The 23016-nt window shown below is 64.9% G+C and carries 22 protein-coding genes; 5 read left to right on the top strand and 17 right to left on the bottom strand.

Annotated elements, in window-relative coordinates:
- Positions 1-48 precede the first annotated feature (48 nt).
- The gene (locus tag J7548_RS09885; RefSeq protein WP_290973925.1) at positions 49-867 is read left to right on the top strand and encodes a symmetrical bis(5'-nucleosyl)-tetraphosphatase; all 819 of its coding nucleotides are present in this window, start codon (positions 49-51) and stop codon (positions 865-867) included.
- Here J7548_RS09885 and J7548_RS09880 read toward each other — a convergent pair.
- The 17 genes from J7548_RS09880 to polA form a co-directional block, all read right to left on the bottom strand.
- Positions 797-1597 carry a lysophospholipid acyltransferase family protein gene (locus J7548_RS09880; RefSeq protein ID WP_290973922.1) on the bottom strand — a complete coding sequence of 267 codons (801 nt, stop codon included), beginning with the start codon at positions 1595-1597 and terminating at the stop codon, positions 797-799. The genes J7548_RS09885 and J7548_RS09880 overlap by 71 nt on opposite strands.
- 31 nt (positions 1598-1628) lie before the next feature.
- Positions 1629-2915: a dihydroorotase gene (locus J7548_RS09875; RefSeq protein WP_290973920.1), complete on the bottom strand. Its 1287-nt coding sequence runs from the start codon at positions 2913-2915 to the stop codon at positions 1629-1631.
- Positions 2915-3199, bottom strand: a complete 285-nt coding sequence (locus J7548_RS09870) for a GIY-YIG nuclease family protein (RefSeq protein ID WP_290973918.1) — start codon at positions 3197-3199, stop codon at positions 2915-2917. Before J7548_RS09870 ends, J7548_RS09875 begins: the two co-directional genes overlap by 1 nt.
- 155 nt (positions 3200-3354) lie before the next feature.
- The gene (locus J7548_RS09865; protein WP_141914558.1) at positions 3355-4314 is read right to left on the bottom strand and encodes an aspartate carbamoyltransferase catalytic subunit; all 960 of its coding nucleotides are present in this window, start codon (positions 4312-4314) and stop codon (positions 3355-3357) included.
- On the bottom strand, positions 4307-4828 hold the full coding sequence (pyrR, locus tag J7548_RS09860) for a bifunctional pyr operon transcriptional regulator/uracil phosphoribosyltransferase PyrR (protein WP_290973912.1): 522 nt from the start codon (positions 4826-4828) through the stop codon (positions 4307-4309). Before pyrR ends, J7548_RS09865 begins: the two co-directional genes overlap by 8 nt.
- Complete coding sequence (ruvX, locus tag J7548_RS09855; protein ID WP_290973909.1) at positions 4825-5211, bottom strand: Holliday junction resolvase RuvX; 387 nt, start codon at positions 5209-5211, stop codon at positions 4825-4827. Before ruvX ends, pyrR begins: the two co-directional genes overlap by 4 nt.
- A 7-nt stretch (positions 5212-5218) precedes the next feature.
- Complete coding sequence (locus J7548_RS09850) at positions 5219-5995, bottom strand: YqgE/AlgH family protein (protein WP_290973906.1); 777 nt, start codon at positions 5993-5995, stop codon at positions 5219-5221.
- Between the two features lie 66 nt (positions 5996-6061).
- On the bottom strand, positions 6062-7480 hold the full coding sequence (locus tag J7548_RS09845) for an amidohydrolase family protein (protein ID WP_290973903.1): 1419 nt from the start codon (positions 7478-7480) through the stop codon (positions 6062-6064).
- A gap of 151 nt (positions 7481-7631) precedes the next feature.
- Entirely contained in the window at positions 7632-8435 is an 804-nt protein-coding gene (locus J7548_RS09840; protein WP_290973900.1) for an ABC transporter permease, read from the bottom strand.
- On the bottom strand, positions 8419-9294 hold the full coding sequence (locus J7548_RS09835; protein WP_290974920.1) for an ABC transporter ATP-binding protein: 876 nt from the start codon (positions 9292-9294) through the stop codon (positions 8419-8421). Before J7548_RS09835 ends, J7548_RS09840 begins: the two co-directional genes overlap by 17 nt.
- A gap of 31 nt (positions 9295-9325) precedes the next feature.
- Positions 9326-10351 (bottom strand): aromatic ring-hydroxylating dioxygenase subunit alpha, encoded by a 1026-nt coding sequence (locus J7548_RS09830; RefSeq protein ID WP_290973898.1) that lies wholly within the window; start codon positions 10349-10351, stop codon positions 9326-9328.
- A gap of 97 nt (positions 10352-10448) precedes the next feature.
- Positions 10449-11438: a 2-oxoglutarate and iron-dependent oxygenase domain-containing protein gene (locus tag J7548_RS09825; protein ID WP_290973897.1), complete on the bottom strand. Its 990-nt coding sequence runs from the start codon at positions 11436-11438 to the stop codon at positions 10449-10451.
- Positions 11439-11497: 59 nt separating this feature from the next.
- The gene (locus J7548_RS09820) at positions 11498-12502 is read right to left on the bottom strand and encodes an ABC transporter substrate-binding protein (protein ID WP_290974919.1); all 1005 of its coding nucleotides are present in this window, start codon (positions 12500-12502) and stop codon (positions 11498-11500) included.
- 73 nt (positions 12503-12575) lie between these two features.
- Positions 12576-13610, bottom strand: coding sequence for a PDR/VanB family oxidoreductase (locus tag J7548_RS09815; RefSeq protein ID WP_290973895.1), 1035 nt, complete (start codon positions 13608-13610; stop codon positions 12576-12578).
- A gap of 278 nt (positions 13611-13888) precedes the next feature.
- Positions 13889-14773 (bottom strand): dienelactone hydrolase family protein, encoded by an 885-nt coding sequence (locus tag J7548_RS09810; RefSeq protein WP_290973893.1) that lies wholly within the window; start codon positions 14771-14773, stop codon positions 13889-13891.
- 90 nt (positions 14774-14863) lie between these two features.
- A complete protein-coding gene (locus tag J7548_RS09805; RefSeq protein ID WP_290973890.1) occupies positions 14864-16543 on the bottom strand; it encodes a methyl-accepting chemotaxis protein in 1680 nt (559 codons plus the stop codon).
- Between the two features lie 310 nt (positions 16544-16853).
- Positions 16854-19616, bottom strand: coding sequence for a DNA polymerase I (gene polA, locus J7548_RS09800; protein WP_290973887.1), 2763 nt, complete (start codon positions 19614-19616; stop codon positions 16854-16856).
- Between polA and J7548_RS09795 the strand changes: the two genes are divergently transcribed.
- From J7548_RS09795 to J7548_RS09780, 4 genes are all read left to right on the top strand, one after another.
- The gene (locus tag J7548_RS09795; RefSeq protein ID WP_290973885.1) at positions 19617-20363 is read left to right on the top strand and encodes a TIGR00730 family Rossman fold protein; all 747 of its coding nucleotides are present in this window, start codon (positions 19617-19619) and stop codon (positions 20361-20363) included.
- Positions 20364-20530: 167 nt separating this feature from the next.
- Entirely contained in the window at positions 20531-20971 is a 441-nt protein-coding gene (locus J7548_RS09790; protein WP_290973882.1) for a hypothetical protein, read from the top strand.
- A 157-nt stretch (positions 20972-21128) separates the two neighbouring features.
- Positions 21129-22106 carry a homoserine kinase gene (locus J7548_RS09785; RefSeq protein ID WP_290973879.1) on the top strand — a complete coding sequence of 326 codons (978 nt, stop codon included), beginning with the start codon at positions 21129-21131 and terminating at the stop codon, positions 22104-22106.
- Between the two features lie 20 nt (positions 22107-22126).
- Positions 22127-22930, top strand: coding sequence for a BPSS1780 family membrane protein (locus J7548_RS09780; protein ID WP_290973876.1), 804 nt, complete (start codon positions 22127-22129; stop codon positions 22928-22930).
- Positions 22931-23016 lie beyond the last annotated feature (86 nt).

Raw genomic sequence — 23016 nt, 5'->3', positions numbered from 1 at the left:
ACACGATCATCGAGGTCCTGCGCCATATTCCTCGCTGCACCACTGAATATGTACCCTACTTATGTAATCGGCGACCTGCAAGGTTGCGGGCAGCAGTTACAACATTTACTGGACAACATCAGCCCTCCCGACGACAAACATTTCATTTTCGCCGGCGACCTGATCAACCGCGGCCCCCAATCCCTGCAAACCCTGCGCACCGTCATGTCCATGGGCGACCGGGCACGGGCCGTCCTGGGCAACCACGACCTGCATCTGCTAGCCGTCTCCCAGGGCATCCGCCCCCTGCACAAGGACGACACCCTGCACGACATCCTCGACGCCCCCGACCGCGACGAGCTGATCGACTGGCTGCGCCGCCGCCCGCTGGCCATCCATGAACAAGGCCACCTGATCGTCCATGCCGGCGTGCTCCCGCAATGGGACTTGCCGCAAGCCCTCGCCTTGGCCGGCGAAGTGGGGGCCATGCTGCAAAGTGACCGCTGGGTGGATTTCCTGACGCATATGTACGGCAACCAGCCGGCGCGCTGGAGCGACGACCTGGCCGGTTACGACCGCCTGCGCTGCATCATCAATGCCTTCACGCGGGTGCGCTTCTGCCAGGCCGACGGCACCATGGATTTTTCGATGAAGGAAGGCGCTAGTTCGGCGCCGGAGGGGCTGATGCCCTGGTTCGAGGTGCCGGGACGGCGCACCGAGGACGTGACCGTGGTGTTCGGCCACTGGTCGACGCTGGGGCTGGTGATGCGCCCCAACCTGATCGCGCTGGATACGGGCTGCGTCTGGGGCGGCAAGCTTACTGCGGTGCGGTTATCGGATCGGGCCCTGTTCCAGGTGCAGTGCCCGCAGGCGCAGATACCGGGCTGATCTCTTCCACCGCATACCCCAGGCCGCCGGCGATGACCTCGCGTGCAACGCGCGCCAGGTCGCGACGGTGTGCGCCTTCGGTCGGAATCAGCGGCAACTGCTTGAGCTCGGCCGTCATGCCGCTGGACTTCAAAATGGCGAGAATGCTGCCCACGATAGTCATGTCGCCGATGAAGTCGGCGGCCGGATGCAGCTTGCCTTCGCGGTCCACATAGCGCAGCGCATACGGCTGTACCGGTGCCCTGGCGTCGATCGCCGCCTCGAACAGGTTGGCGTGGAACGGCAGCAGCGTGCCTTGCGATGCGGTCGTTCCTTCCGGGAAGAAGGCCACGTGCTCGCCCTTCCCGATACTTTCCACCAATCCCTTGAAGATGCGGCGCACGTCGCTAGCCTTGCCGCGCGAGATGAAGATGGTGCCGGTCTTGGCGCACAGCCAGCCGATCAGCGGCCAGCCGCGGATGTCGGATTTGGCCACGAAGCGGCAGGGTTGCAGCGTGTTGACCACGAAGATGTCCAGCCAGCTGATGTGATTGGCCACCAGCAGCGAGCGCGGGATCGGCTGAGGGCTGTCGATCTTCACGGTGATGCCGCAGATACGCAGCAACTTGTGCGACCAGCGGCGGATATGCCCCTCCTGCCCCTTGGCGGATGTGAACGGGAACAGGAAGGCGCAGATCGCCATGCCCAGGAACAAATGCGCGATCAGGCGCAGCAGACGGAAAACGAACATGGCGTGGTCAACTGGTTGACGGAGACTGCGGTCAGCGCTCGAAGGCGATATGGCCGGACACGATGGTGGCCTTGACCACGCCCGGCAGCTCATAGCCGAGGAACGGCGTGTGCTTGCCCTGGCTGGCCAGCGCCGCGCCTTCCACTTTCCACATGGCGTTGGGGTCGAACAGGCACAGGTCGGCCACGCTGCCCAGCGCCAGGTTGCCGGCCTTCAGGCCCGCCACCTTGGCGGCGCGGTGGGTGATCTTGGCGATAGCCTTGGACAGCACGTCCTTGCCCGCGCCATCGGACTCCAGCGCCCACTTCAGCGACAGCGACAGCAGCAGTTCCAAACCGGTGGCGCCCGGCGAGGCTTCGCCGAAAGGCAGCAGCTTCTCGTCGTCGTCGACCGGCGTGTGGTCGGAGCAGACGGCGTCGATGGTGCCGTCCAGCAGCGCCGTGCGGATCGCCTCGCGGTCGCGTTGCGAACGCAGCGGCGGAGTCAGGCGGGCGTTGGAGTCGAAGAAGCCGATGTCGAGGTCGCACAGGTGGATGTGGTGCACGCCGACGTCGCAGGTGACCGGCAAGCCTTCGCTCTTGGCCTGGCGCACCAGCTCGAGGCCGGCGGCGGACGACATGCGGCACAGGTGCACGCGCGCGCCGGTGGCGCGCATCAGTTCGAACAGGGTGTACAGCGCGATGGTTTCCGACATCACCGGCACGCCGGACAGGCCCAGGCGCGACGCCGCCGGGCCGCTGTGGGCGATGCCGGAACGGCCCAGGTGCGGGTCCTGCGGACGCAGCCAGACGGTGTAGTTGAAGGTCTTGGCGTATTGCAGCGCCGACAGCAGCACGGTGGTGTCGGTGATCGGCTCTTCGGCTTGCGAGAAGCCGATGCAGCCGGCTTCGGTCAGCTCGGCCATCTCGGTCAAGGCACGGCCCTTGAGGCCGGCGGTCAGCGCGCCCAGCGGGTAGACGTGCGCCTGGTTGAGCGACTTGGCGCGGTGCTTGAGCATTTCCACCAGGCCCGGCTCGTCCAGCACGGGATCGGTATCCGGCGGGCACACCAGGCTGGTGACGCCGCCCTGGACCGCGGCCTGCATCTCGGACTCCAGCGTAGCCTTGTATTCGTAGCCGGGTTCGCGCAGGCGCGCCGACAGGTCGACCAGGCCGGGCGAGACCACCAGGCCGGTGGCATCGAGCGTCTTGTTGGCTGTGAAGTCGGCGGGCGCCTGGCCGATGCCGACGATCTTGCCGGCGGCCACGTACACATCCTGTTGCGCATCGATGCCGTTGGCCGGGTCGATCAGCCGGCCGTTCTTGATATGCAGTTTCATCAGTTAAATGTCTTCTTACCGAGTCGTCTTAATTCTTCAAAATCGCCCGCTAGCCATGCCTCTTTTTTCTTGCGGGACCATCCCTTCAGTTGCTGTTCAGCCGTGAGCGCTTCCTCTCGGGTCACAAAACTTTCAGACTTCAGCAATTCGACAGGAAGCCGGGTTGATGTGTAAGACCTGACTGCCGCCGATTGATGCTGTGCCATTCGTGTTTCAATGTCGTCAGTATGGCCAACGTAATAACTACCGTCCGAACAACGTAGCAAATAAACATAAAAGGCCATGAATCACCTTCTGCTGAACGCAAACTCCGTGCGCTGGCTTCGATACGGCCCTTCGGGCCTACTCAGCCCGAACGGGGAAACCTAAAATCTTTGACTCCGTTCGCCCTGAGTAGCCGCGCAGCGGCGTATCGAAGGGCAGATTAAAATCGCCGAACTCAATTTCCCGCCACGATGCTCATCACCGCCATGCGCACCGCGATGCCGAAGGTCACCTGCGGCAGGATCACCGCCTGCGCGCCGTCGGCCACCGCCGAATCGATTTCCACGCCGCGGTTCATCGGGCCGGGGTGCATCACGATCGCGTCCGGCTTGGCCAGCGCCAGGCGCTCGGGCGTCAGGCCGTAGCTCTTGAAGAACTCCTGCGCCGAGGGCAGCAGGGCGCCGCTCATGCGTTCGTTCTGCAGACGCAGCATGATGATGACGTCGACGTCCTTCAGGCCTTCTTCCATGTTGTGGAACACGCGCACGCCCATCTGCTCCAGGCCGCCGGGCAGCAAGGTGCGGGGGCCGATGGCGCGCACTTCGGGCACGCCCAGCGTGGTCAGCGCATGGATGTCGGAACGCGCCACGCGGCTGTGCAGGATGTCGCCCACGATCGCCACGCGCAGGTTGGTGAAGTCCTTCTTGTAGTGGCGGATGGTGTACATGTCCAGCAGACCCTGGGTCGGGTGCGCGTGGCGGCCGTCGCCGGCGTTGACCACGTGGACGTGCGACTGTTTGGTGTCGATCAGGTGCTTGGCGATCAGGAACGGCGCGCCGGACTGCGCGTGGCGCACCACGAACATGTCGGCGTGCATCGCCGCCAGGTTGTCGATGGTGTCCAGCAGCGACTCGCCCTTGCTGGTGCTGGAGGCCTGGATGTTCAGGTTGATCACGTCGGCCGACAGGCGCTTGGAGGCGATCTCGAAGGTGGTGCGGGTGCGCGTGGAGTTCTCGAAGAACAGATTGAACACGCTTTTTCCCCGCATCAGCGGCACCTTCTTCACTTCGCGGTCGCCGATGCTGACGAAGGATGACGCGGTGTCAAGGATGTGGTTCAGGATCGCCTTGGGCAGACCTTCGATGGTCAGCAGGTGTTGCAGTTCGCCGTTTTTGTTCAGTTGTGGATTAAGCATGGACCACCGTCAGGGAGAATCGGCCGTCGTCGGCGCGTTGCAGTTGCAGGTTTTCTTGTTTGGAAAGCGTGGTCGTCGCGGCCAGGAAGTCGGCGGCGACCGGCAGCTCGCGCCCGCCGCGGTCGACCAGCGCCGCCAGCAGCACGCGCGCCGGACGGCCGTAGTCGAACAGCTCGTTGATCGCCGCGCGCGTGGTGCGGCCGGTGTAGAGCACGTCGTCGATCAGCACGATGGTCGCGCCTTCGACGTCGAACGGGATCTGGCTGGGCTTGACGTCGGAACGCAGGCCCTTGGCGGCGAAATCGTCGCGGTAGAAGGAGACGTCGACGAAGCCCAGGCGCTCGCCCAGCTTCAGCTCATCGGCCAGGCGCTCGGCCAGCCAGGCGCCGCCGGAATGGATGCCGACCAGCGCGGCATTGGGCGCGCCCTGCAGGCCGGCCTTGACCTGCTGCGCCAGCGTTTGGTACAGCGCTTCGGCATCGAGCGCGGAAGGCGGGGTGGGTGTTGTACTCATGCTTCGGACTCGTCAAAGTATTGCTGCAAAATGATGGCGGCCGCCTGGTCGTCGATCTGCTCGCCGCGCTGCTGCGCGATCACGGCCGACGAATAGCGCTCGTCGACCAGCGCCACCTCGACGCCGAAGCGGCCATGCAATTGGTTGGCGAAACGCCGGCAGCGCACGCTCATCTCGTGCTCGGCGCCGTCCGGATGCAACGGCAGGCCGACCACGCAGCGCCTGGGCTGCCATTGCGCGATCAGCTTGCCGACCGCGGCGAACTTGCCGTCGTTGGTCGGTTCGTTGATCACCGCCAGCGGCTGCGCCTGCTTCAGGCCGGTATTGCCCACGGCCACGCCGATGCGCTTCAAGCCGAAATCGAAGGCCAGCAAGGTTTCCAAGGCGTCCTCAGGCGCGCCCGGCATCGCCGGACAGCATCACCGGGTCGATCCCCAGCAGGGCCAGCGCGGCGGTAAAGCGCTCTTCCACCGGCAGCTCGAAGATGATGGCCGGGTCGGCCTTCACCGTCAGCCAGCCGTTGCGGCCGAGTTCGTCTTCCAGCTGGCCGGCGCTCCAGCCCGAGCAGCCCAGGCTGACCAGCACCCGGGCCGGGCCGTTGCCGTGCGCCACCGCTTCCAGCACGTCCTTGGAGGTGGTCAGGGCGATGCCGTCGGTCACCTGCAACGTGGAAGAGAACTGGTCCGAGGTCGAATGCAGCACAAAGCCGCGCTCCACCTGCACCGGGCCGCCGAACATCACCGGGCGGCGGTACACCTCGGGCATGGCGTCGGGCGTGTCGGGCTTGATTTCGAGCTTGAGGTTGATGCGGTCCAGCAGCACATCCATGGTCATGTCGGTGGGCTTGTTGATGACCACGCCGAGCGCGCCGTTCTGGTTGTGTTCGCACAGGTAGACCACGGTGCCGCCGAAGATCGGGTCCAGCATGGACGGCATGGCGATCAGGAAATGGTCGGTCAGGTCGAGGTCCAGCGGGGCCTTGGCCTCTTCCTCGGCGGCGGGAGCGCCGTCGCCGGCCTCATCGCCTTCGCTGGCCGCCACGGCGGCAGCGGCTGCGGCGCGGCGGATCTTGGCACGGGTGAAGGGATCGAAACCGCCAAAGGAATCCTCGGATTCGTCGGAATCCTCGGCAGAGAAGCTGAAGGGAACGTTACGTCTCTTGATCATCCCGCCATTTTAGCAGTTTTGGCCGCCGCCCCGTACCGCTGGGCCGGTAGCGGCGATGCCAAAACGTCAAGACGAGGCCAGCAGTTTCCGCACGGCATCGCGCGCCTGCCGCCCCAGTTCCGCCAGGTCGACGTTGGGGATGGCATCCTCGCGCACCACTTCCCGCCCGGCAACGAACAAGGACTTGAGCGCCGGCCGCCCGCCCGAGGCCACCGGCCCGATGGCCGGGTCGTGCAAGCCGAAATAGCGCGGGTCGTCCAGGCGGTAGAGGGCGATGTCGGCCTGCTGGCCGACGCGCAGGCCGTCCAGCGCGCCCAGGCCCAATACCTTGGCGCCGCCGCTGCTACCCCAGCGCACCACGTCTTCCACCGTGGCTTCGTCCGCCCCGCCCTCGCAGCTGCCGCCGCGAAACGCCGGAGTCGCCTGCTGGCCGCGCCGCGCGCGCTGCATCAGCCAGGCGGCATGGGTTTCCGAGATCATGTCGGCGGCCTCGTTGGAAGCGGCGCCATCGACCCCGATCGACACCGGCACGCCGGCCGCCTCCAGGGCCCGGATCGGCGCGATGCCGCTGCCCAGCCGGCCGTTGCTCTGCGGACAATGAGCAATGCCGGTGCCGGTCGCGCCCAGCAGGCGGATTTCCTCTTCATCCAGCTTCACCAGATGGGCGAACCATACGTCCTGGCCCAGCCAGCCGATTCGCTCGCAAAACTCCACCGGCGTGCAGCCGTGCATGGCGTGCGCGCTGTCCTGGTAGCCGACGGTTTCCGACAAATGGCTGTGCAGGCGCAGTCCGAGTGCGCGGGCGGCTTGCGCCATCTCGCGCAATTCCTCAGGAGCAGCCGAATACAGCGGCGTGGTCGGCGCCATCACCACGCGCCGCATCGCCGCCGGCGCGGGATCATGGAAACGCTTGGCCAGGCGCGCCATGTCCTGCAGGAAACCGTCCAGCGTCTCCGGCCGCAGCGCGCTCGGCAGTTCCGCCTCCAGCTGGCGCGTGCGGGTGGCGGTGCCGCGGCACAGGACGAAACGCAGGCCGAGCTTTTCGGCTTCCTCGAACAGGATCTCCGAGGTGTCGAAAGGCATGCCGGGGTAGTACAGGTAATTGTGATCGGCGATGGTGCCGCAGCCCGAACGCATCAGCTCGACCATGCCGATGCGCGCCGCCAGGCGGAACAGATCCGCATCGAATTTGGCGCGGTAGCGGTAAGGCGTGGCCGCCAGCCAGGGCGTGAGCGTGGCGTTGATGCCCAGCGGGTCGCCCTTGAGCAGCGACTGGAACAGGTGGTGGTGGGTATTGACCCACGCCGGATACGCCACGCAATCGGCCGCGTCGATCACGCGCTCGCCGGGCAGCGGCGCCAGCTTGCCGATGGCGGCGACCGCACCGTTGTCGATACGGATGTCGGGGCCGGCATGGCGGGCGGCGGCGCCGGGCAGGCCGGTCATGATGGCTTGCAGGTTGCGGATAAGGATGGATTCACTCATTCAAGACACTCCAGATGGATGCTTCGTCGTCCTGACGAAAGTCAGGATCCAGCGGCGTTAACGCGGTTCGCTTTTATAGCGGACGCCGCACAACGACACTGGGTCCCGGCCTTCGCCGGGACGACTGCGTAAAGTTGTCGCGCAACGCGCACTACCCCATTTCGCTCTCATGCCATCCCGCCAGCACCGCCTTGGACAAGGCACTCATCATCCAGAACAACAGGATGCCTGTCAGCGTGATCAGGAACAGCGCGGCGAACAGGCGCGGGATATTCAACTGGAAGCCCGCCTGCAGGATCTGGTAAGCCAGGCCCGATCCGGTGCCGCCGGTGCCCGCCACGAACTCGGCCACCACCGCGCCGATCAGCGCCAGCCCGCTGGAAATGCGCAGGCCGCCGAAGAAGTACGGCAAGGCGCTGGGAATGCGCAGGCGCGCCAGGGTCTGCCAGCGGGTCGCCTTGTTCAGCTTGAACAGGTTGAGCAGGCCCGGATTGACGCTGCGCAGCCCCAGCGTGGTGTTGGAGATGATCGGGAACAGCGCCATGATGGTGGCGCACACCGTCAGCGCCGCCGTGGTGTCCTTGACCCAGATGATGATCAGCGGCGCGATGGCGACGATGGGCGTGACTTGCAGGATGATCGCGTAAGGGAAGAAACCGATCTCGATGAAGCGGCTCTGCACGAACAGGAAGGCGATCGCCACGCCCAGCAGCACCGCGAACACAAAGGCCAGGAAGGTGATCTTCAGCGTCATCAGCAGCGAATCCAGCAGCATGCCCCAATCCGAGGCCAGCGTCCTGGCGATCACCGCCGGCGTCGGCACCAGGTAGTCCGGCACTTCCAGCGACATGCACACCAGTTGCCAGGCCAGCAGCAGGAACACGCCGATGCCCAGCGGCGCGGCCACGCGCCAGAAACCGGGCCGGTTGACCAGGGGTTTAATGTTCGCCGGCATGGCTGTCTCCTTGCTGGTTGGCCAGCGTCAGGTAATCGGAAAGGGTCTTGCAGTACTGCATGAAGGGCGCCGAGATGCGGAAGGCCTCATCGCGCGGGCCGGGGGCGTCGATCGCCACGTCGGCGATCACCCGCCCCGGGCGCGCCGCCATCACGATCACGCGCGAGGACAGGAACACCGCTTCGTAGATGCTGTGGGTGACGAACACCACCGTCAGATCCTGTTTGCTCCAGATGTCGCGCAGGTCGGCGTCGAGCTTGTTGCGGGTGAACTCGTCCAGCGCGCCGAAGGGTTCGTCCATCAGCAGCAGGTTGGGTTGCGTGGCCAGCGCGCGCGCGATCGAGGCGCGCATCTGCATGCCGCCCGAGAGTTCGCGCGGCAGCACCTTGTGGAATTTCTCCAGCCCCACCAGCTTGAGCGCCTCGCGCACGCGCGGCTCGCTCCCGGCGCGCGGCATATGGCGCAAGTCCAGCGGCAGGCGCGCATTCTGCTCCACCGTGGCCCAGGGCATCAGCGTGGCTTCCTGGAACACCATCGCCAGCGTGCGCTCCGGCGTGCCGACCGTGGCCAGGTTCTTGCCCCACCAGCGGATATGGCCGTGCGAAGGCTCTTCCAGCCCGGCGAACATCTTCAGCAAGGTGCTCTTGCCGCAGCCGGACGGCCCCAGCAGCGAGACGAACTCGCCGCGCCTGATATCCAGCTTCACCTCGTCCAGCGCGCGCGTGCCGTTGCGGTAAGTCTTCTCCACCCGCTGCGCCGACAGCACCGGCGCATCTTGCTCACCTTGCGCATCCGGCGCTTCCGCCCCCATGTCTTCCCATGCCGCGGCCTGCGACATAGTGTGATCGTCTCTTTGCATCATGGCTCCCTGCCCGGTCAAGTGGATCGTGTCAGACATTGCTGCGGAAAACTTCCTGCTCGCCGTGCTCTTCCAGCAACTGCAGCAGCATGCGGCGCATGATCAGGCCCGGCCGGTCGGAAGCCATGTGGAATTCCTGGCGGCGCCGCACGTCGATGCAAGCGTCCGGATCGGTGGCTTCCAGGATCTCGCGGTCTTCCACCAGAATCGGCGCGTCCCACGCGACCAGCTCGGCTTCCGGGCAATCCTCCTCGGTGTCGTTGCGGTACAGCCATTGCGACAGCATGATGGAACCGTCGTCGATGGGCGTGGCGCAGTTGTAAATGATGTGATGGCGGCCGCTCTCCGGATACTGGCAGCCGAAGCGGCGCACGAACGGCAGGTACCAGCGGTTGAACATGTGGCGCACGGTGGTGTCGGCCTCGCTGCCGGTGACGCGGTAGCTGGCCGGCACGTTCTTGATCGGCACCCGGGTCTCGGCTTCGAAGCCGTAGTCGGTCTCGTTGATCTCGTACTTCTCCGGCTTGGGCTGGTCGTACAGGCCGAAGGTGGCGCGGTGCACGTAGCTGAAGTGGGAGTTGTCGAAGGAGTTCTCCATCATGCGCAGCGCGCTGGTTTCCCAGCGTTCGTAGAACTGGAAGATGCGGCGGTAGCCCGGCGCGCCGTCTTCGGGGAAATCGGGGATGTCGCGCAGCGGATCTTCCAGCGCCACCCACACGTAGCCGTAGCGCTCCTTGCAGTGGTAGGACTTGACGCAGGCGCCCGCCGGCACCGAGCCATCCGCGTTTTGCGGCACCCGCACGCAGGCGCCGGCGCCGTTGAACGTCCAGCCGTGGTAGCCGCAGACGATGTTGCCGTTCTCGACGAAGCCCTTGGACAGCTTCGCGGTGCGGTGACAGCAGCGGTCCTGCAAGGCGGCCGGCACGCCGTCTTCCTTCAACCAGACCACGATCTTCTCGCCCAGCAGCGTGAACGGCTGCGGGCCATCCTTCAGCATCGAGATGGGCATCAGCGCGTACCAGAACTTGCGCAGGACTTTTTGTTGGGTGACCAGCATGGTGTTGCTCCTTCCTTGTCGGCCGCGGGTGTCATGGTTCCGCGGCGCTCCGGCCGGCGCGCCAATACGGTCGCCTTCGCCGGGTAATGCAAAAACTCTAGGCCTGCACCGTGGCGGCGCCGAAGGTTTCACGCACCTTCATATCGAGGTAGCCGCCGATGGTGCAGGGTTCGTAGCGCGCCGGACGCTCGGGCGAGCAGCAGCTCGGCAGGCAGGACACGGTGGCCGCCTGGTCGCCGTCCTGGAAGAACGGCAGCGAATAGCGCGGCGTCGAACCGCCGTTGAGCACACGGTGCGGATTGCTGTGGTAGAGGTCGTTGCTCCAGCGCTGCAGCAAGTCGCCGATGTTGACCACGAAGCTGCCGCGGATCGGCGTGGCGCGCACCCATTCGCCGTCGGCGTTGCAGATTTCCAGGCCGCCGGTTTCGTCCTGCGCCAGGATGGTGACCAGGCCCCAGTCGGTGTGCGCGCCGGCGCCGATCTGGTTGGCCTGCGCCTGGGCCGGCTGCGGCGGGTAATGCAGCATGCGCTGGGTGGCGATCGGCGTTTTCAGCACCGGCTCGAAAAAGTCTTCCGGCATCTGGAGCGACAGTGCGATCACCGATAGCAGGCGGTGCGACAGCGCGCGCATGGCGTCGTAATAGCGGCGCGAATGCTGCTCGAAATCCGGCAGGTCGGCCGGCCACAGGTGATGGCCGTAACGCAGCAGGCCGCGCTGCACATAGGGATGCGCCGGATCGATGTCGAAGCCGAACTGGAAGCCTTCCTTCAGGTCGGCCGGCGCGCCGTCGTCCAGCGCCTGCGCGCCCATACGTTCATAGCCATAGCCCGAGGGCGAATGGCGCATATCGATGGCCGACTTGCTCGCCTGCGGCAGCGCGAAGAAGCGCCGCGCCCAGTCGAACTGGCCGTCGATCAGCGCTTGCGGCACGCCGTGGTTGACGATGTAGAAGAAACCGACGTCGCGCGAGATCTTGTGGATTTCCCACGCGACCGCTTCGCGCCGGTGCAGCTCGGGCGAGAAGGCATCGGCGAAATCGATCACGGGAATCGTGCGCGCAGTGGCGGGTGGAGTGTAGGGAATCATGGCGTCCTCACGCGGGCGGCAGGGCGGCGTCCGGGCCGTCCCGCCACACCTTTTCTATATCAGGGCATGACCTTCATGTCCTTGACGAACTGGGTGGTGTAGGCCTTGCGGTAATCGGTGCCGGCCTTGAGCAAACCGGTCGACACCATCACGTCATAGGTCTGCTTCCAGCGTTCGTCGGTCATCACGCCGATGCCGTACTTGGCGGCGTCACCGCCGGTAACCACCTTGAGTTCCTTCAGCTTGGCCACCGCGTACGCCAGTTGCTCGTCGCCCATGCTCTTGTTGTCCTGCTTGATCAGGGCGTTGGCCGGCGCCGGATCCTGCAGGTAGCTCTTCCAGCCTTCGGCGGTAGCCTTGACGAAGCGCTGCACCAGGTCGGGCTTGGCGGCGACCGTCTTCTGCAGCGTGATGATGGTGGTGCCGTACGGCGGATAGCCGCCATCGGCGAACAGGAAGAACTTGCTCTTGGCGCCGGCCTTCTCGGCCTGGAACAGCTCGGAGGAAGGATAGGCCTGCTGCGCGATATTCGGGTCGGCGAAGAACGGCTGCAGGTTGAAGGTGTAGGCCTTCGATTGCGCATCGGTGTAGCCGTACTTGGCCTTGAGCCACGGCCACCAGCTCGCCTGGCCGGAGCCGGCGACCAGGATGGTCTTGTTCTTCAGGCCGCCCAGGCTGGTGACGTCGTCGTGCGTCATCATGCCTTGCAGGTCGGACTGGAAGGAAGTGCCGACCGTCACCAGCGGCAGGCCCTGCTCGATGCCCTTGAGCACGGTGAAGTCGTAGCCCATGCTGAAGTCGGCCTGGCCGGCCACCAGGATCTGCATGTTGTTGACCTGCGGGCCGCCCATCTTGATGGTGACATCCATGCCGTACTTCTTGTAGATGCCCGTGGCGACGGCCTGGTAGAAGCCGCCGTGTTCGGCCTGGGCATACCAGTTCGACAGCAGCGTGACCTTGTCGTCGGCATGCGCACCGGCGGCCGCTGCCAGCTGCAGCACCGCCGCGCCGAACAGGGCTCCGGTGGCGCGCAGGGTGCGCATCATGAATGTTCGCTTGTCCATCGCCTTGCCTTGCATTTTCTGTTTCATGGCCTTCCTCTCCGGTGGGTTGATAGGGTGATTCATGGGGATGGGTTCACAGGTCCAGCACCAGCCGCGGCCCCGTGCAACGCGAGACGCAGGGCATGATGCGGCGTCCCGCCGCGCGCTCGGCGGCCGACAGCACGCTGTCGCGGTGCGCCGGTTCGCCGTCGAGCACGACACTCTCGCAACTGCCGCAAAAGCCTTCGCCGCAAGACGTGGCGATATGCACGCCGGCTCCGGCGGCGGCAGCCACGATGCTCTGCCCAGGCTGCACGGTGCAATGCACGCCCGAGCGTTGCAGCACCAGTTCGAATGTGTCTTGCACGGAATTGTTAGCTGCGTTGGGAACTGCACTTGCGGGCGCGGAGAACAATTCGAAATGCACGTCGGCATCGCGCCATCCACCTTTTCGCGCGGCTTCGCGCACGGCTTCGATGAACGGCGACGGCCCGCACACATACAGCGGCGTGCCCGCAGGCGACGCCGCCAATGCGGCGCGGATGGCGGCCTGCGTCTCGGCGACGTCCAGGCCCAGGTGCATGCTGAGGCCTTCCTCGCGCCTGGCCAGCGCATCGAAGAAGGCCGCATGTTGCAAGCCGCGCGCGAAATAATGCAGGCGGTGGCTGCGTCCGGCATCGGCCAGCGCGGCGGCCATCGCATAGATCGGGGTGATGCCGATGCCGGCGGCCAGCAGCAGCGGCGCGCGCTGGTCATCGGCCAGCGCGAAGGCATTGGCCGGCGCTGTTGCGACGATCACATCGCCTTCGAGCACATGTTCATGCAGGTAGGAAGAGCCGCCGCGCGAAGCGGCTTCGCGCTTGACGGCGATGCGGTAGCCATCGCGTTCATGCGGCGTATTGCACAGCGAATAGCTGCGTGCCATATCGCCGGGCAGATGCAGCCGGATATGCGCACCCGGCGTCCAAGGCGGCAGCGGCGCGCCATCGACGGCATGCAGTTCGAACAGGCACACATCGGCGGCGATCTCGCGCACGGACGCCACGCGCAAAGACAACAGTGCCGGCGTTGCCGAAGCGGAAACGGAGATGGAAGAAATAAAAGGATGAAGGGCAAGGGCTGTCGTCATGGTCTCGTGTCCCAGCAAATTGCACAGGACCATCGGAGGGATCCGATGGCATCACGAGCAATGCCCCGCAAGTCTGATGATGCCGACTGCTAGCCGCTTCTACTCAGTCAACGATATAGCAAACCGCATGCCAGCTGCGCCGGCGCTGCCTGGCGGCGAAAACACATGGTTTTTTCTTCTTACCAATGAAAAAGGGGACGGATATTGCCGTCCCCTCGCATCATGCTGACACAAATTGGTGCACGCCGCACTGGCGCGCACTATTACGATACTGCCGCTCAGATCACGCCATGACTCTTGAACCAGGCCACCACTTGCGCCCACGCATCCTTGGCGTCGGCCTCGACATAGCTCGGCCGGTAGTCGGCGTTGAAGGCATGGCCGGAGTTCGGATAGACGTGGAACTCCGACTTGTTGCCGGCCTTCTGCAAGGCTTCCTTCATCTGTTCGACGGTGGCGACCGGGATGCCCTGGTCCTTGCCGCCGTACAGGCCGATCACCGGCACCTTCAACGAGGGTGCGATGTCGATCGGATTCTGCGGGAACAGCGCGCTCTTGTCGCCGACGATGCGGCCGTACCAGGCCGCGCCGGCACGGACCTTGGGATTGTGCGCGCTGTACAGCCAGACGATGCGGCCGCCCCAGCAAAAGCCGTTGATGCCCAGGCGGCTGATGTCGCCACCGTTTTCGCCGGCCCATTTCACGTAGGCGTCGATGTCACCCATGACCTGTTCGTCGGGCGTCTTGGAAATGATGTCCTTCTGCAGCTCGGCAATCGAGGTGTAGGCCATCGGATTGCCCTGGCGGATGAAGAAGTCCGGGGCGATGGCCAGGTAGCCGAGCTTGGCGAAACGGCGGGCGATGTCGGCGATATGCTCGTGCACGCCGAATATCTCCGACACCACGATCACCACCGGCAGCTTGGTCTTGCCTTCCGGCTGGGCGCGGTAGGCCGGCACGCGCTGGCCGTTGACGGTGATCTCCACCTCGCCCGCGGTCAGGCCGGCGGTGTCGGTCTTGATCATGGTCTGCGCGCACACCGGCAGCACGGCGGCGGCAAACCCCGTACCCAGCGCGGTCTTGAGGAAAGTGCGGCGATCCGGGGTACCCGACAGGCTGCTCTGGCCGAGCAGGCTGTCGAGGTCTTTGCGAAAGTCGTTCATCGGGTTCTCCGTGGTTGGAATCGATAAAGCCTGTTCCCGCCGGATACTACCCGCAAACGGCCTTTCGTGCAGCCCGGCGGCGCCAACTCGTCAGGCCTGCACCGCCAGCACCTTGCCGCCGGCCGGCAGCTCCGGCGCCGCCGGCGTGACGTCGATGATGCGCTCGCCGCCGTCATAGCTTGGCGCCGCAAGACCCTGGCCGGCATCCAGGCGGAACACGCTGACCAGCTGCTGCAGGCCGGAAGCCTGCTCCTGCAGCGAACGTGCGGCGGCTGCCGCCTGCTCCACCAGCGCCGCATTCTGCTGGGTCATGTCGTCGATCTGGATGATGGCCTCGTTGACCTGTTCGATGCCGCTGCTCTGTTCGCTGTTGGCGTGAGTGATCTCGGTCATCACTTCGGTCACGCGCTTGATGCTGGCGACGATATCGTTCATGGTGCTGCCGGCCTGTTCGACCAGCTTGCTGCCGTTCTCGACCTTGCCCACCGAGTCGCCGATCAATACCTTGATCTCCTTGGCCGCCGCGGCCGAACGCTGCGCCAGCGAGCGCACTTCGGAAGCCACCACCGCGAAGCCGCGGCCCTGCTCGCCGGCGCGCGCCGCTTCGACGGCGGCATTGAGCGCCAGGATGTTGGTCTGGAACGCGATGCCGTCGATCACGCTGACGATGTCGGCCACCTTTTGCGAAGAGGCATTGATCGACTGCATGGTCTCCACCACCTGCGACACGATGGAGCCGCCCTGCACCGCCACGTCGGATGCCGCCAGGGCCAGGTCGTTGGCCTGGTGCGCGTTCTCGGCGTTCTGCTTGACGGTGGAATTGAGCTGCTCCATCGAAGAGGCGGTCTCTTCCAGGGCGCCCGCCTGCTGCTCGGTGCGCGAAGACAGGTCGAGGTTGCCGCGCGCGATTTCCGACGAAGCGGTGGTGATGGTCTCGGAACCGTTGCGCACCTCGGCCACGATGGCCGCCAGCTTGTCGCGCATGGCGCGCATGGCCACCATCAGGCTGTCGGTATCGCCCGGACGGGTATTGATGCTCACCGCCAGGTCGCCCTCGGCGATCTGGCCGGCGATCTTCACAGCGTAATCGGGTTCGCCGCCCAGCTTGTGCAGCAGGTGACGGGTCAGCCAGACCGCGGCCAGGATCGCGGTCACCACGCCGATGGCGCTGGTGATCAGCATCAGCAGGCGCGCCTGGGCATAGGCGGCGGCGCTGGAGGCGGCGGCTTCCTTGTTGAGCTTGTCTTCCAGCACGGCGAGCGCCTTCAGTTCGACCTGCCAGGCCTTCTGCACCGGCAGGTATTGCTCCTTCAGGAACTGCGCCAGTTCATAGGCTTCGCGGCGCTGGCCGAATTCCACCGCCTGGACGATCAACTTTTCGGCGTTGTCGGACTGCGCCTTGATTTTTGGCAGCGCCGCCTTTTCCTCGTCGGTGGTGCCGGGCGACTCGTCGAACAGCTGCTGCAGCTTCTGCGCCGACATCTTGTACTTGAGGGTCTGGGCATCGATGTATTGCGCCTCGATGTCGGTATCCTCGGGCGCGGCCGGCAACATCAGGTTGCGCAGCGAGATGGAGCGCTCGGCCACGGTGTCCATCATGTCCTTGACCAGCGAACTTTCCGGATTCTTCACCTCGACCACGTTGGTGAAGCGCGCCTGCACCTGGTGCATGTTGTAGATGCCGAACGCGGTCACCATCACCAGCAGCAGCACCACCCACGCAAACCCAAGCCCCAGGCGCGTGCCTACTTTGATCCCTGACTTCTTCACGTCTGTCTCCTCCTAGTGTCATGACCGGAGGCATGGAGCGAAAAGCCGGGGAATAACGGCACGCGCCGCGCGCCGTCCCTGCGCGCAGGCCTGCCCCGATGAATCCTTCTCCCCTGCCGGCGCCTTCGCCGCAGCCTCTTCCCAGTGGCCGGATGCCATCCGGCCGTCCCTCTGTCCGTACGCCCCGTCTTGTGCTTGTTGCGGCGGTGGCGGCGGCTTGTTCCTGATTCTTATTGTTCTTGGTGTACGGCGCGACTGCGACTTATCCAAATGACATCTTTTTTGTTACGTAACTTGTGCCAGGTGGAAATTAATGCGCCTCGTCCCAATTCTTACCGATTCCTACCTCGGCAAGCAAGGGAACTTTCAGTTCCGCAACATTTTTCATCAGTTCCGGCAGCTTTTCACGCACCCGGTCCAGTTCCTGCTGCGGAACTTCCAGCACCAGTTCATCATGCACCTGCATGATCATGCGCGTGGCCAGCTGTTCCGACTCCAGCCAGCCTTGCACGGCGATCATCGCCAGCTTGATCAGGTCGGCGGCGGTGCCTTGCATCGGCGCGTTGATCGCGGCCCGTTCGGCGCCCTGGCGGCGCGGGCCGTTGGGGGAATTGATCTCGGGCAGCCACAGGCGGCGGCCGAACACGGTTTCGACGTAGCCGCGCGCCTTGGCCTGCAGGCGCGTCTCGTCCATGTAGCGCTTCACTCCGGAGAAGCGCTGGAAGTACTTGTCGATATACATCTGCGCGGCCGAGCGTTCGATGCCGAGGTTGCCGGCCAAGCCGAAGGCGCTCATGCCGTAGATCAGGCCGAAGTTGATCACCTTGGCGTAGCGGCGCTGCTCGGATCCGACCTCGGCCGGGGGAATGCCGAAGATCTCCGCTGCGGTGGCGCGATGGATGTCCTCTCCTTCAGCGAAGGCCTTGAGCATGTTCTCGTCTTCGGAGATGTGCGCCATGATACGCAGTTCGATCTGCGAATAGTCGGCCGAGACGATCACGCTGCCCTCCGGCGCCACGAAGGCCTCGCGGATGCGGCGGCCTTCGGCGGTGCGGATCGGGATGTTCTGCAGGTTGGGATCGTTGGAGGCCAGGCGGCCGGTCACCGCCACCGCCTGCGCGTAGTTGGTGTGCACGCGGCCGGTGCTTGGGTTGACCATCTTGGGCAGCTTGTCGGTATAGGTCGACTTCAGCTTGGCCAGGCCGCGATAGTCCAGCAGCACCTTGGGCAGCGGGTAATCCTCGGCCAGCTTCTGCAGCACTTCCTCGTCGGTGGACGGCGCGCCGGAGGCGGTCTTCTTCACCACCGGCAGCTCCAGCTTGCCGAACAGAATCTCGCCGAGCTGCTTGGGCGAGTTCAGGTTGAACGGCTGGCCGGCCAGGTCGTAGGCCTGCTGCTCGATCTCCAGCATGCGGCGGCCAAGCTCGTGCGACTGCTGCGCCAGCAGGTCGCTGTCGATCAGCACGCCGTTGCGCTCTATCTTTTGCAGCACCACCGAGGTCGGCACTTCGATCTTCTCGTAGATGAAGCGCAGCTTGGGGTCGTGCTCGATCTGCGGCCACATCGCGCGGTGCAGGGCCAGCGTGACGTCGGCGTCTTCGGCGGCATAGGCGGTGGCGCGGTCGAGCGCGACTTCGTTGAAGCCGATCTGCGAGGCGCCCTTGCCGCACACCTCGGCGTAGGTGATGGTCTTGCGGTCGAGATGGCGCGCGGCCAGGCTGTCCATGTCATGCGTGCGGTGCGACTCGAACACGTAGGACTCCAGCAGCGTGTCGTGCCGGATGCCGGCGAGCTGGATGCCGTAGTTGGCGAAGATGTGGCTGTCGTACTTCAGGTGCTGGCCGAGCTTGGGCCTGGCGGCGTCTTCCAGCCAAGGCTTGAGCTTCGCCAGCACGTGCTCGCGCGCCAGTTGCGGCGGCGCGTCCTGATAGTTGTGGCCGACCGGGATATAGGCGGCGCGGCCCGGCTCGCAGCACAGCGAGATGCCCACCAGCGTCGCCTGCATCGCCTCCAGCGAGGTGGTTTCGGTATCGACGGCGGTCAGTTCGGCGGCGCCGATGGCGGCGATCCACTTATCCAGTTGCTCGTCGGTCAGCACCGTCTCGTACTCGACGGGCGCGGCCGGCGCGAACAGGCCGCTTTGCGCCGGGCCGTCGGCCGCCGGTGCGCCGGCGGCAGGCGCGGCGGCGGCCTGCGTGGCGCCCGAGCCGTTGTCTTCGCTGATCTCGCGCAGCCAGGTGCGGAAGTTGTAGCGTGTGAAGATCTCTTTCAGCGCGGCCTTGTCCTGCGGCGCCATGGTCAGCGATTCCAGGATCGACACCATGTGCGCCGACAAATCGCAGTCGGTCTTCACGGTCACCAGAACTCTTCCCTGCGGCAGCCAGTCCAAGGCTTTACGCAGGTTGTCGCCGACCACGCCGGTGATCTTGTCGGCATTGGCCATCACGCCGTCCAACGAACCATAAGCGGTGAGCCATTTGACCGCGGTCTTCGGTCCGCATTTCTCGACGCCGGGCACGTTGTCGACGGTGTCGCCGATGAGGCTGAGGTAATCCACGATGCGCTCCGGCGGCACGCCGAACTTTTCGGTCACGCCGGCGATGTCGAGCGTCTCGTTGCTCATCGTATTGACCAGCGTGACATGCTCGTTGACCAGTTGCGCCATATCCTTGTCGCCGGTGGAGACGATGGTGTCCAGCCCGGCCGCGGTGGCCTGCACCGACAGCGTGCCGATCACGTCGTCGGCCTCGATGCCTTCGACCATCAGGATCGGCCAGCCCAGCGCGCGCACGGCGGCGTGGATCGGTTCGATCTGCAAGGCCAGGTCTTCCGGCATCGATTTGCGGGTGGCCTTGTAGTCGGGATAGAGGTCGTCGCGGAAGGTCTTGCCCTTGGCGTCGAACACACAGGCGACGTAACTTGCGGGATAATCGTTACGCAGTCGGCGCAGCATATTGATGATGCCGTACAGCGCACCGGTGGGCGCGCCTTCCGCGTTACGCATATCGGGCAGTGCATGGAATGCGCGATACAGGTAACTGGAACCATCAACTAACAACAAGGTTTTTTGCATATGGAACAAAGAGGAAAAAAAGTACCGCGCCTGCGGGAAGTGAACGACATCGAGCGCGCCACGGCCAAGAAGGCGCGCGAGTCGTGGCATGTACTCACGATTATGGCAGAATTCATCGAATCGACCGAACGCCTGTCGGAGCTGCGTCCCGCCGTTTCCATCTTCGGTTCCGCCCGCACCAGGCCCGACGATCCGCACTACGCGCTGTGCATCGACATCGCGCGCCGCCTGTCCGACGCCGGCTATGCGGTGATCTCCGGCGGCGGCCCCGGCATCATGGAAGCGGCCAACAAAGGAGCCTACGACGGCGCCTCGCCCTCGGTGGGCCTGAACATCGAATTGCCGCACGAACAGCACGGCAATGACTGGCAGGACATCTCGCTGTCGTTCCGCCACTTCTTCGCGCGCAAGGTGGCCTTCGTCAAGTATGCCGACGCTTACGTGGTGCTGCCGGGCGGCTTCGGCACGCTCGACGAGCTGACCGAGGCGCTGACGCTGATGCAGACCGGCAAATCGCGCCTGATGCCGGTGATCCTGGTGGGCAGCCAGTTCTGGGCCGGCCTGATCGACTGGATCAAGACGCGCCTGATCGACGACGGCATGATCTCGCCCAAGGACCTGAACCTGCTGCAGGTCATCGACGAGCCGGCCGACGTGGTCTCCGCCATCCAGAAATTCTATGCGGAGCGGGAGGAGCCGGCCGCGACCCACGTCGAAACCGAGCGGCAAAGCGGCATGTTCCTGTAATCCCCGGAAACGCCCGACGATCCGTCTCAAAAGCCCGCGACCGCAAGCCGCGAGCTTTTTCATGCCGGGTGTTGCAACAAAGGCCATTTCCGCATTGAAACCCGGCGGGCCCGGAACGATGGTTTGCTACAATGGCTTAAAACAACACCACTTCTTTTCAAAAGATCATGAAACCAACCAACGTCTGGTCCAAAGAGTCCCTGGCTGCCGCCCTGCTGTGCGCCGCCGCCGGCCTGGCAGCCCCGCTGGCCGTGGCGCAGCAGCCGCAACAGGCGCCTTCCGCCCAGCCGGCGCCGCCGCCGCCCGAGCTGGAAAAGCTGGAAGAAGGCGAACCGCCGGCCGTGACCATCCGCAAGCCCGGCGATGACAACCGCAACAGCGGCAACAGCATCAAGGAACAGCGCGACCACGGCCAGACCAAGGAAATCGAAGTCAAATCCGGCCCCAGCACCTATTACCTGCGTCCCCACCAGAACGTCGGCAGTTCGACCCCGGGCGATGCCCAGAGCGGCCCGCCGACCAATGCGCAATGGAAGGTCGGCGAGTTCGACTGGGGCGTCAAGAAGAAGCCGGACGGCAGCGACGACGGCGACACCAAGGCCAAGTAAGCACTTTCTGTATCGATAGCCGGTGCGCCTTCGATACGCGGCGTTGCCGCTACCCAGTCCGAACGGTCTCAATAAAAGCCGTTCGGACTGAGTAGCCGCTTTGGCGGCGTATCGAAGACGCGCCGAGACTTTAAAGCACCACTTCTTTCTCTTCGTCATGGCAGTCTTTACACCGGTCAGTCTGGAACAGCTCTCGGACTGGATCAAACAATTCCCGCTCGGCAAGGCCACCTCGATCAAGGGTATTTCCTCCGGCATCGAGAACAGCAACTTCTTCATCGGCACGGAGCGCGGCGAGTACGTGCTGACCCTGTTTGAAAAACTGCACATCGAACAGCTGCCGTTCTACCTGGAACTGATGCGCCACCTGGCCCAGCGCGGCATTCCGGTGCCGGCGCCGGTGCCTAACGGCGACGGCGCCATCGTCAACCTGCTCAACGGCAAGCCGGCGGCCATCGTCAGCAAGCTGGAAGGCGAATCCCAGCTCGATCCGCAACCGGTGCACTGCGCCTCGCTGGGCGACATGCTGGCGCGCATGCACCTGGCGGCCAAGGATTTCAAGATCATGCAGCCAAACCTGCGCGGCCTGGCCTGGTGGCTGGAAACCACGCCGGCGGTGCTGCCCTTCCTGCCGGCCGAGCTGGGAGGCCTGCTGGCCGACGAAGTGCAATACCAGAAGGACTTCGCCGCCACCGCGGCCTATCGCGCCCTGCCGCGCGGGCCGGTGCATGCCGACCTGTTCCGTAACAATGCGATGTTCACCGGCGACAAGCTCTCCGGCATCTTCGACTTCTACTTCGCCGGCTGCGACACCTGGCTGTTCGACCTGGCGGTGACGGTCAACGACTGGTGCGTCGACCTGGACAGCGGCGCGCTCGACCTCGACCGCACCGAAGCGATGCTGGCGGCCTACCGCGCGGTGCGTCCGTTCTCCGAAGCCGAATCCCAGGCCTGGCAGCCGATGCTGCGCGCGGCCGCGCTGCGTTTCTGGCTGTCGCGCCTGTTCGACTACTATATGCCGCGCGCGGCCGAGATGCTCACGCCGCACGATCCCACGCATTTCGAACGCATCCTGCGGCTGCGCATCGAAGCAGCGCCGCCGGCGCTGTCGCCGGCTCCCGCACAGCGTCCCTGACAGACAAGCAAGCGAACGATATGGAAAAAATTCCCGCAAAAGACGGCTGGCTCTGGGTCAAGCAAGGCTTTGCGCTCTTCCGCAAACAACCGGCCGAGATGTCCACGCTATTCCTGTCCTACATGTTCCTGATGCTGGCGCTGGGACTGATCCCGGTACTGGGCCAGATCCTGCCGCTGATCCTGATCCCGGTGTTTGCGATGTCGTTCATGCAAGCCTGCGTGCAGATCGAAAAAGGCCAGCGCGTCTATCCCAACCTGCTGCTGGTCGGTTTCCGCGATCCGGCGCGCAACACCCTGCTCAAGCTGGGCCTGCTGTACCTGCTGGCCGCCACGCTGGTGGTCGCCGTGTCCGCGCTGGCCGATGGCGGCGTCTTCTGGCAAGCCATGATGGGCGGCGGGCTGGACGCCAAGGACCTGGAAAACGCCGCCGGCAGCATGCGCATCGCCATGCTGGTCGCGGCCGCGCTGTACGTGCCGGCAGCCATGGCGTTCTGGTACGCGGCGCCGCTGATCATGTGGCAGAAAATGCCGCTGGGCAAGGCGCTGTTCTACAGCTTCTTCACCGTGCGCCGCGCCGGCGCCGCCTTCCTGCTGTATGCGCTGGCCTGGATCGCGATCGCGGTCATGGCGCCGACCCTGGTCAGCCTGGCCATCAGCCTGCTGACCGGCAGCATCAACGCCGTCATCTTCATCCTGCTGCCAATCTCAATAATATTGACGGTGATCATGTACTGCTCGTTTTACCCGACATACACTGCAGCCTTCGGAAAACCCCAGAACGGGCCCAACGGCCCGGCACAGGCGGCAGACCAGCCCTACTAATCCTGTTAGCGAGGCGCCTGGCCTGGCGCCTTGGCCTCGGGCGTCCACACCGGGAAATGTGGACGCCGCCGGCATGCGCAACCCGC

This window comes from Herbaspirillum sp., assembly GCF_017744395.1.
GTDB lineage: Bacteria > Pseudomonadota > Gammaproteobacteria > Burkholderiales > Burkholderiaceae_D > Herbaspirillum.
The sequence above is the reverse complement of the archived record's forward strand: the minus strand, read 5'-3'. Positions and strand labels throughout refer to the sequence as shown.